At 54.6% G+C, this 8,878-nt stretch carries 13 protein-coding genes; 8 read left to right on the top strand and 5 right to left on the bottom strand.

Translation table 11 applies throughout. The features are described from left to right. Positions 1-211 precede the first annotated feature (211 nt). Complete coding sequence (rho, locus tag J122_RS19680; protein ID WP_061333940.1) at positions 212-1,150, bottom strand: transcription termination factor Rho; 939 nt, start codon at positions 1,148-1,150, stop codon at positions 212-214. A gap of 196 nt (positions 1,151-1,346) precedes the next feature. On the opposite strand from rho, the gene J122_RS19675 reads away from it, so the two are divergent. Next, positions 1,347-1,874, top strand: a complete 528-nt coding sequence (locus J122_RS19675) for a TIGR02281 family clan AA aspartic protease (protein WP_061333939.1) — start codon at positions 1,347-1,349, stop codon at positions 1,872-1,874. A 19-nt stretch (positions 1,875-1,893) separates the two neighbouring features. Here the strand turns inward: J122_RS19675 and J122_RS19670 are convergent, their stop codons facing one another. Together J122_RS19670 and J122_RS19665 are read right to left on the bottom strand one after the other, a co-directional pair. Then, positions 1,894-2,205 (bottom strand): helix-turn-helix domain-containing protein, encoded by a 312-nt coding sequence (locus tag J122_RS19670; protein WP_061333936.1) that lies wholly within the window; start codon positions 2,203-2,205, stop codon positions 1,894-1,896. A 14-nt stretch (positions 2,206-2,219) separates the two neighbouring features. Continuing rightward, complete coding sequence (locus J122_RS19665; protein WP_061333935.1) at positions 2,220-2,573, bottom strand: type II toxin-antitoxin system RelE/ParE family toxin; 354 nt, start codon at positions 2,571-2,573, stop codon at positions 2,220-2,222. A gap of 197 nt (positions 2,574-2,770) precedes the next feature. Here J122_RS19665 and J122_RS19660 point away from each other — a divergent pair, with 197 nt between their 5' ends. The 7 genes from J122_RS19660 (at position 2,771) to J122_RS19630 (ending at position 8,287) form a co-directional block, all read left to right on the top strand. Next, the gene (locus J122_RS19660; protein ID WP_061333933.1) at positions 2,771-4,255 is read left to right on the top strand and encodes a hypothetical protein; all 1,485 of its coding nucleotides are present in this window, start codon (positions 2,771-2,773) and stop codon (positions 4,253-4,255) included. Beyond that, the gene (locus J122_RS19655) at positions 4,252-5,292 is read left to right on the top strand and encodes a hypothetical protein (RefSeq protein WP_227510311.1); all 1,041 of its coding nucleotides are present in this window, start codon (positions 4,252-4,254) and stop codon (positions 5,290-5,292) included. Before J122_RS19660 ends, J122_RS19655 begins: the two co-directional genes overlap by 4 nt. Before the next feature lie 114 nt (positions 5,293-5,406). Next, the gene (locus J122_RS19650; protein WP_061333929.1) at positions 5,407-5,694 is read left to right on the top strand and encodes a type II toxin-antitoxin system ParD family antitoxin; all 288 of its coding nucleotides are present in this window, start codon (positions 5,407-5,409) and stop codon (positions 5,692-5,694) included. 5 nt (positions 5,695-5,699) lie between these two features. After that, a complete protein-coding gene (locus J122_RS19645) occupies positions 5,700-6,035 on the top strand; it encodes a type II toxin-antitoxin system RelE/ParE family toxin (RefSeq protein WP_061333927.1) in 336 nt (111 codons plus the stop codon). A gap of 129 nt (positions 6,036-6,164) precedes the next feature. Continuing rightward, positions 6,165-6,671 (top strand): hypothetical protein, encoded by a 507-nt coding sequence (locus J122_RS19640; protein ID WP_227510310.1) that lies wholly within the window; start codon positions 6,165-6,167, stop codon positions 6,669-6,671. 188 nt (positions 6,672-6,859) lie between these two features. Beyond that, positions 6,860-7,429, top strand: a complete 570-nt coding sequence (locus J122_RS19635) for a hypothetical protein (protein ID WP_061333923.1) — start codon at positions 6,860-6,862, stop codon at positions 7,427-7,429. A gap of 117 nt (positions 7,430-7,546) precedes the next feature. Then, positions 7,547-8,287, top strand: a complete 741-nt coding sequence (locus J122_RS19630) for an NYN domain-containing protein (protein ID WP_061333921.1) — start codon at positions 7,547-7,549, stop codon at positions 8,285-8,287. A gap of 227 nt (positions 8,288-8,514) precedes the next feature. Here J122_RS19630 and J122_RS28075 read toward each other — a convergent pair whose 3' ends face one another. Beyond that, positions 8,515-8,667, bottom strand: coding sequence for a hypothetical protein (locus J122_RS28075; RefSeq protein ID WP_413772229.1), 153 nt, complete (start codon positions 8,665-8,667; stop codon positions 8,515-8,517). Beyond that, the coding region (locus J122_RS25975; RefSeq protein WP_264753588.1) for a hypothetical protein at positions 8,643-8,878 on the bottom strand (236 nt) is incomplete at its 5' end. The genes J122_RS28075 and J122_RS25975, both read right to left, overlap by 25 nt.

Here is an 8,878-nt window from a genome sequence, read left to right as displayed (position 1 = left end):
ACTTCGGAGTAAGAAGAGAAACCCCGCGTCGCTACGCTCCGATGGGTGGCAGCCTTGCTCCGGTCCGGGTGGCAGGCTTCACGTGGAATGGGTGGCAACCTTCAGCGGTTTACGCAGATCCGTGATTGGAAGCCGGCATTGAATCGCTTTATTATCGAATTCGGTGACCGCCTGGACGGCCACCTGTAATGGGGTGGGCAGTTACACAGATTTATTTACAGGCTCCATTGGCGGGGTACTTCTCAAGCAGCTCAACCAGCTTTCTTGTGCCCTCTAGCGGTTTGAGGCCGCCAAGCGCCCGGCGCAACGCTCTTATTTTGTCTAAATATTTCGGATCTAACAGCAGCTCTTCACGGCGGGTACTGCTTTTCGAAATGTCCAGCGCGGGGAAGATTCGCTGGCTCGCAACGTCTCTTGATAAAACCAGCTCCATGTTCCCCGTGCCTTTAAATTCCTCAAAGATAACCTGGTCCATACGGCTGCCGGTATCCACCAGAACGGTGGCCAAAATGGTCAGCGAGCCGCCATTCTCAATGTTTCGTGCAGCGCCAAACAACCTCCGCGGGATCTCCATCGCTCGCGCATCCATCCCGCCAGACATAGTACGACCGCTGCTCTTTCGCTCCGCATTATGCACACGGGAAAGCCTGGTGAGAGAATCAATCACAATCATTACGTTGTGACCCTCACCAGCTTGTTGGCGGGCCATATCAAGAAGCTCATCGGCAACGCGAACGTGATGAGCATAGCTTTCATCCGAAGAAGAAGCGTGTACCTCAGCCGGAACGCTGCGCCTGAAATCAGTAACCTCTTCGGGTCGCTCATCGATCAATAACGCGTAAAGTTTAATCTCGGGATAGGCCTTTCCCACCGCCTGGCAAATATCTTTTAGAATCGTTGATTTTCCAGACCCCGGCGGCGCAACGATCAAACCTCGCTGCCCCATGCCAATCGGCGTGATCAAATCCATCGCACGCACCGTGAGCTTTTCTGAACCTGACTCCAAACGAATCGCCGGCGCTGGATTGATAACCACACTGTTTAAAAAACGCTTTTGGGGATCAGCCTCAACCATAACTTCGGCTTTCTCAGCCACTGGCTTGGCGTCTCTAATTGGTTTCCGGGTTAAACCTAATGTCTTTCTCGTCATGGTTGTTTGATAGCTCTTGTTTGATAGATATTTTTCGACATAGGCTGATAACGCCAGAAACAGTGTGCATAAAATAAATCTGTCCCGGTTTTCCGCACGTCCGAGGATTGTGTATGGGAAATCCAGATGCTACCGCCGAGCGAGTGGCCAAGGTAGTATTGGAACAACCTGCCCATGCCCCACAACAAGGAACAGGATGAGCAAACCTGGCATCATCAAACCCGAAATCCGATACCTCCTGTACTTCGCTGTGTTCTGGGTTGTATTGCTCGCCGCTGTCACGCATTTTTTCGGCAGCTGGGACTCCCAACAAAACAACCCTAACCAGCAACTGGTCAGCCAAACCCGCGGCAGCGTCACAGAGATTGAACTACAGGCCAACCGCCAGGGCCATTATTTGGCGAACGGCACCATCAACAACCAGCGTGTCACCTTCATTCTGGATACCGGTGCCACAACCGTGGCAGTCTCAGAATCCCTCGCCCAAAAAGCAGGCCTTAGAAAGGGCCAATCCGGCCGTGCACATACCGCCGCTGGTACAGTCAATGTGTGGAGCACGACCATTCAGGAACTCCGCCTGGGCGACATGACATTCTACAATGTACCCGGCACCATCAACCCCGCCATGGACCCAGACATGGTGTTGCTCGGCATGAGCGTGCTCGGGCAGCTTAACTTTTCCCAGCAATCGGGCGTTCTAACCCTGAGTCAGGATAATCGTTGAGAAGGGGTAAGGCCTCCACTCAAGCCGCACGAGGAGAGCCATTATCCTCTCCGGCCTGCAAGGTCCAGGTCATCCCCAAAGCCCGCCCTGCTTTCACAAGCGTTGTGATGGTTACACCGGTATCCTTCTCATCAAGAAGGCGGTTAACCACCGTACGGCTGGTATGCATTTTCTGGGCAAGCTGAGACTTATTCACACCGATCTGCCCCATTGCCTGCTGAATCTGCCAGACAATTACCCGCTTCAGCGCCTCAGCTTCTACTTGCTCAAGTGTGCCGTCAGCTTCAAGCAGATCATCGAGAGAGCTGCCAACGTGTTTGTGCTGTGTCATTTTCCTGCTCCCATTCAGACAAGATTCTTCTTACGATCTCTCGCCTTTGCCAACTCTTGATCTGGTGTTTTCTGAGTCTTTTTGATGAAACCGTTTAGCAACACCATGTCCCCACAAAACATTGTGAATATGACTCGTGCAATCCGACCGCCTGATAGATCACTGCGGACTTCCCACAAGTCTGAATTGGCCTTGCCAGAGAACCCCCTTACCAAGGGCATTCCCAGTGGCCATCCATATTCCACAGTCTTCAGATCAGTTCCGATCGCTGAACGATCCTCCTTATCAAGCTTCAGCAACCAATCCTTAACCGGCTCTCGACCATTGGCTGTTCTGTAAAATACGACATTTACTGTTTTCTTTGTCATACAACCCCTTCCTTGGCGCAATCCAAGTGTACCTAAATAGGTTCACTCATGCCAACCTTCCACCCCTGAAGGTTTGTCAGGTAGTACTCAAAATCGCGACTGAACTATCAGGGAAACTGCGAAAATAAATCTGTCCCGGCTTCCACACCTCATTTCCGCTACTATCAAAGTAAGCCAGTGCTAGAGACACAGCCGCTATGGGACTGTCGATACAACAATCGGAATTTACGCCGGAAGACTTTGACCGTTTTGCAGCCAAGGTGCGAACGGACCTGACCGCACTCACCCGCCTTCTAAACCGGCCAGGCTTTGGTGAGGGAGAATCTTCCATTGGTGCCGAGGTCGAGTTCTACATAATAAACCCAGACCTGCGCGTTCAGCCGATCAACACGGAACTAGCCGCCAGCGTTCAGGATCCACAACTGACGGTTGAGCTAAACCGCTTCAACCTTGAATACAACCTCAGCCCCCAGGCCTTCAAGGGCGCCCCCTTTGCCAGAACCGAGCAGGAACTGCTCAGGGCCATGCAGCGAATCAACCAGCACGCCGCCCCATTGAATGGCGAACTGGTCCCCATCGGCATTCTACCCACGTTGCGCCAGTCCGATATGGGCGCGAAGGTGATGACAGACGAGCCCCGCTACCATGCGCTATCCAACGCCTTGATCCAACAACGGGGCGAACCCTTCAGCATCCATATCGGTGGCAACGACGTCATCGACCTGGAAGCAGACGACGTCACCATGGAGGGGGCGACCACCTCGTTCCAACTGCACTGGCGCGTTCCGGCCCAGCGCTTTGCCGACTATTTCAACGCCGTGCAGCTGGTGACGCCCCTTGCGCTGGCGCTGGCCAGCAATTCGCCCAGCCTGTTCGGCCACCACCTCTGGGACGAAACCCGAATCGCCCTGTTCAAACAATCCGTCGACAGCCGCTCGCCCAACCACAGAACCTGGAAACACCCGCCACGGGTCTATTACGGCAACGGCTGGGCACGCAGCGCCTGGGAGCTGTTCGCCGCCTCGGCCTCCTTGTATCCCCCCATCCTGCCATTGATGTCGGAAGAAGATCCGATGGCGGTTATTGATCGGGGAGAGGTACCGGAACTGGCCGAACTGCGACTGCACCATGGGACTACGTGGCCCTGGAACCGGGCCATTTTTGATCACACAGAAGGCGGCCATCTGCGCATCGAGATTCGCTCCATGCCGGCCGGACCAACTGCCGTGGACATGTGCGCAAACGGGCTGTTCGTGATCGGGGCGGCGTTGGCGGTACTCGAGGATGTCCGTCACCTGACGTCGATACTTCCCTTTCATTACACCGAACACAATTTCTACCGTGCCGCCAAATACGGCATCGGCGCAGACATTATCTGGCCCCACAAAGACCAGGTACAGTTACAGGATACACCCCTGCTGAACGTTGCCCGTGACCTGCTGCCGCGCGCCCGGGAAGCCTTGCAAAGAACCGCCCTGGACGAGGCGGAGATCCAGCGCCTGCTGGGAGTCATCGAAGGCCGCATTCAAACCCGGATGACCGGCGCGCGATGGCAGCGACAGGTCACCGAGTCTTTTTTCAGGTCCCAGACAACCGACGAGTCGTTCAAGAGTATGCTGTCTGTTTACATGGCCAATCAGAAGACAAACACACCACTGCACGAATGGAACTTGTCACCATGAGCCGCTCGAACGCCCTGGATTATCTCAACAACCCCTCACCCCAGACCCTCGGCCGCTCGCCCCTGGAGTGGCTGAGCCGGCTGCAACGGCCCACGGTGGTTCGCGTTGCGGGCCGCGACCCTTCCAGAACGCGGGCCATGGCAACCCTGCTTCACGGCAACGAACCCTCAGGGCTGTTCGCGATTCACCGATGGCTACTGGAGCAGCACACCCCGGAGGTCAACCTGCTGTTCCTTCTGGGCGGCGTCCATCCCGCGAAAATCCCGCCGGTATTGTCACTGCGCCAAGTGCCGGGCGGCCGTGACCTGAACCGGTGCTTCAAAGAACCGTTTGAAGGAGAGGAAGGCGCCATTGCCCAGGCTATGCTGGCCGAGCTTCAGACAGCCAACCCCGAGTGCCTGCTGGACGTGCACAACACCTCAGGCACCGGCCCTGCCTTCGCGGTGACCATCACCAACGACGCTGCCCACCAAGCGCTGGCGTCGCTGTTTACCGACCGGCTGATCATGACGGATCTTCGCCTGGGGGCACTGATGGAATATTCCGAGCAGGAGGTGCCCACCGTGACCATCGAGTGCGGCGGGGCTCAGGATGATCTCGCGCACCAACTGGCGTACGAAGGGCTGGTTCGGTATGCCTCACAATCTGACGTGCTGTCGCTGGAGAAAGCGGACTGGAACGTTGCTGTACTGCGCAATCCGATTCGGGTGGAGTTGGCCCCCGATGCGACTATCGAGTACAGGTTGACGCCCAGCGGGCAGGCGGACCTCACGTTCCCGCCCGACATCGAACGCCGCAATTTCGGGATTGTGTCGCCGGATGAGCCTATCGGATGGGTTGGACAAAAAGGCCTGGACGTGCTCACGGCCATCAGCCACAACCGCACCGAGAACATGGAACAGGTGCTGCAAATCAGGGATGGGCGAATCTACCCCGCCCAGGCCATCAAGACCTTCATGATCACCACCAACCCGGTGATTGCGAAGAGCGATTGCCTGTTCTATGCGGTCAAGGCCACGGGCGATCCTATTTTCTAAACCATAGCGAGCCGCTTTTTCTCGTAACTTAACCACCAGAGTCACCTCATCCCCTAGACAGGAATTTCACAGATTGGCATATTATGCCAATGCAATTCCGACAGGATCACTCTAATGGCAACGAGAAACATCGTGCTCACTAACCATCAATCCCAGGTCGTCGATCACCTGGTTGCCTCAGGCCGCTATCAAAATGCGAGCGAGGTACTTCGCGCCGGCCTGAGAATGGTCGAAGAAGCCGAGTCCCGCTACGTCACGAAAATGAATGACCTAAGAGCCGCCATCGATGCGGGCCAGCAAGACCTGGAGGCTGGCAGAACCACAACGTTCACTGGTGACCAGTTCGCTACTTACCTTTCAGAGCGTGCGGAGCACGCCATCAGGGAGAAACGGGATACCTGATTACGATGAAACCATGGAAGGTTATTCTCACAGACGCTGCTCTAACCGATCTCGACGCTATTCTCGAAACCACCTTGGAAGAATTCGGCACACTGCAACTGAAACGATATACCGAGCAAATCGAAAGAGCGATTAGGGAGCTTGAAGAAGCCGGAAACCTCGCACCACTACTGAAACAAAGGCCTGACATCCGGCCCGGAATCGCTACCTATCCGCTTGCAAGGGAAGGCAAAGCTTCACCACATCAGTTTTATCTTAAGATGGAAAATGATGCGCACAATCAGTCCATTATCATTCTTCGGGTCTTGCACCAAAGGATGGATCCTGAGGCGCACCTCTGACTTCCAAACTATCTGATTACTGGTTGCCAACGGATTAAATAAGTCTGTCCCGGTTTTTCGGTGGTGCTATCGCGGGGCTGGCCTGCGGACCGTGTGCGCCCGTATGCGTTGGCGTCGGAGCGTTCGTAAGTGGAGCATTGGCCGCCTTCGGCGTCAGCTTTTTCTGGTAAGGTTTATTACATGCAACAATGTATCCGGGAAGACGCCAGCCTGACACTCGCAAGGGAAGGCAACGATAAAGAACTCGCAACGAGCTTCGCAACTATTGCTGGGCGTACGTCTGAGGAACCACTGGAGGGTACCGTTCTCGAAGCCTGTATACAGCATGGTAATCGGTACCTTCTATTTCTGACCGACGGCATCCCCTTCGAAGACTCGCTACACATCCACTTGTTGGATGAAGACCTCGACAGAATCGATACAGTGACACTCGGCGCACCCTACACCACCGGGCACTTTCGTAACCTGAAATGCGAGGATTTCAGTGGGATCACTTTCGAGTTTTTTGGGGATTGTGTGTGGGAGATCGTGATATCGCCGAAAAAGCGGCTGCGGCTTCCTTTTGTTTCCGGCCCGAAAGGTGTTTCTTGGCTAAAGGGGTGGTTTCACGTTCTGGAGCTGAGAGCCAGAAAATAGATCTGTCCCGGTTTTCTCGTCAAGCCGCGCGAACAGAACCCGGCCTGCAAAGTCCAGGTCATCCCAAAAGCCCACCCTGCTTTAATAGGCGTTGTGATAGTTACACCAGGACCGCCCCCTTTCCATCAGCATGTTCAAACACTAGACTTTCACCCAAAGGACTGAAACTTCTCCAAAGGAACCGGAACATGAAGCGATTCAGAACAACCGCTTTGACCCTGCTACTATGCCTGTCAGCTTCGGCCTGCGCCTCTCCCAAACTCAGTGTGCTTGACCCTGTCGAACCTCGCACAGAGGCTTCCGGCGTCACCATCAGCCGTACAGCTCACCCTATTAAGCTCCCCCTTGAATCACTGGCCGGCGCAACCTTCATCGGCAGTGATGGTGAGCTCATTCTGTACAACAAACGCAAAGGTCTTTTTGCCACGGTTGTTACATCCGATGACTGGGGCAATCCCGCCATTCAAATGAATGAGGCGCCCAGCTATATCTTCAATCGCGACCTCAGCGCAGTTCAGAACCCTGACCTCCGGAAGGAGCTCGAAGGCGTCATCAGAATGACCCTGGAGCCGGCCAAAGAAAAGGAAGCCAGCTTGGTAACCATGGGCGAGATCACCGCCTATATCGCGTTCAATCCGAAGAAAACCATCATCATGCTGACCTCACCGGATAAGCCGGACCTGTTTACTCAACTGGTACTGGACAACTTCAGTTGGGAAGAAATCGAACACGAAATCCTGAAAGGAATCGGGGGGTAGTAGAATGCTAACTAGGGAATGGCATGCCGCAACCAGGTGACCATCAATTTCCGAGTGGAAGTTTACCGCTCTGCCCTCTAGGCTAGTTTCATCCAAGACAGGGAAAGCCCAAACACGATGAACAACAACTACAAAATTGCGCTCCTGATCGACTGCGACAACGTCAGCCACCAATCCATTGAGGGCGTACTTCAGGAGCTTGCCAAGTACGGCGCGGTGAATGTCCGCCATGCCCATGGCAACTGGAATGGCCCTCAACTGGGCGGCTGGATTGAAAAACTGCACGCCAACGCCATTCGGCCAATTCAGCAATTTGCCTACACCACTGGAAAAAACGCGACTGACGCATCCATGATTATCGACGCCATGGATCTGCTCTACAGCGGCAACGTCAACGCCTTCGCGCTGATGACCAGCGATTCAGACTTCACTCCCCTCGTCATGCGTATTCTTGAGGCTGGCCTACCGGTCTTTGGCTTCGGCGAGCGCAAAACCCCCATGCCATTCGTCAACGCCTGCTCCCAGTTCATCTATACGGAAAACCTGCGGGAAGACACCGAAGAGCAAGGCGACAATGAAAGCGGCGACACCACGAAACCCACAGCCACCGCAAAGCGCACGCGCAACGAGCTGAGGGGTGACACGGTTCTGGTGCGGACGCTGCGAACGGCCGTGGAACAAACCGCAGATGACGACGGCTGGGCGCATCTGGGCAAGGTTGGGCAGTATATTTCCAACAACAGCTCCTTCTCCCCGGTGAACTACGGATACAAAAAGCTGAGTGATTTGATTCGGGCCAGTGAGTTGTTCGAGATTGATACCAGAGAAAAGAACGTTGTCTTCATCAAAAGCCCCTAGAAATAGATCTGTCCCGGTTTTCCGCCTGGGTGCACTGATGGAATATTCCGAGCAGGAGCGGACCGAAAACCTGGAACAGGTGCTTCGAATCAAGGATGGGCGAATCTACCCCGCCCAGGCCCTCAAGGCCTTCATGATCACAACCAAGTGATTGCGAAGAGCGATTGCCTGTTCTATGCAGTCAAAGCAACGGGCGACCCCATTTTTTAGACCCAAGCGAGCCGCTTTTAATCGTAGATGGCCCGCTCTCTCGCATCTCGTTTTCGGTCAGGGTCTTCCTGGCTTCGCGTGGCTGCAATCGCCTCAAGGTAGTCAGCGGGAACGCCGGTTTCTTTCGCACCAACGATAACGTGATTCAAATACCAGGAGTGAGGCAGCAAAGATGGATCCGTTGACGTTGCGCAGTAGGTGAAAGCATCAACGGAATTGCCGAGAGCATGAGGCTGTAAACCAAATTGTGTAACTGCCCACGACTGAGTAATCTTTTCAAAAGGATACCATCGTGGGTACACAAGTGGATCAAGAAAAACTCAAAGCCATGGCCGCCGAGCTGGCCAAGGACATCAAGTCTGAAAAAGATCTCGGAGCCCT

It is taken from the genome of Marinobacter excellens LAMA 842 (assembly GCF_001574445.1).
GTDB classification, from domain to species: Bacteria; Pseudomonadota; Gammaproteobacteria; order Pseudomonadales; family Oleiphilaceae; genus Marinobacter; species Marinobacter shengliensis.
The sequence above is the reverse complement of the archived record's forward strand: the minus strand, read 5'-3'. Positions and strand labels throughout refer to the sequence as shown.

Coding starts and splice junctions, on each gene's coding strand:
- J122_RS19630 (WP_061333921.1), top strand. CDS start 7,547: ATGAACAACAACTACAAAATTGCGCTCCTGATCGACTGCGACAACGTC.
- rho (WP_061333940.1), bottom strand. CDS start 1,150: ATGACGAGAAAGACATTAGGTTTAACCCGGAAACCAATTAGAGACGCC.
- J122_RS19665 (WP_061333935.1), bottom strand. CDS start 2,573: ATGACAAAGAAAACAGTAAATGTCGTATTTTACAGAACAGCCAATGGT.
- J122_RS19650 (WP_061333929.1), top strand. CDS start 5,407: ATGGCAACGAGAAACATCGTGCTCACTAACCATCAATCCCAGGTCGTC.
- J122_RS19670 (WP_061333936.1), bottom strand. CDS start 2,205: ATGACACAGCACAAACACGTTGGCAGCTCTCTCGATGATCTGCTTGAA.
- J122_RS19645 (WP_061333927.1), top strand. CDS start 5,700: ATGAAACCATGGAAGGTTATTCTCACAGACGCTGCTCTAACCGATCTC.
- J122_RS19675 (WP_061333939.1), top strand. CDS start 1,347: ATGAGCAAACCTGGCATCATCAAACCCGAAATCCGATACCTCCTGTAC.
- J122_RS19635 (WP_061333923.1), top strand. CDS start 6,860: ATGAAGCGATTCAGAACAACCGCTTTGACCCTGCTACTATGCCTGTCA.
- J122_RS19660 (WP_061333933.1), top strand. CDS start 2,771: ATGGGACTGTCGATACAACAATCGGAATTTACGCCGGAAGACTTTGAC.
- J122_RS19655 (WP_227510311.1), top strand. CDS start 4,252: ATGAGCCGCTCGAACGCCCTGGATTATCTCAACAACCCCTCACCCCAG.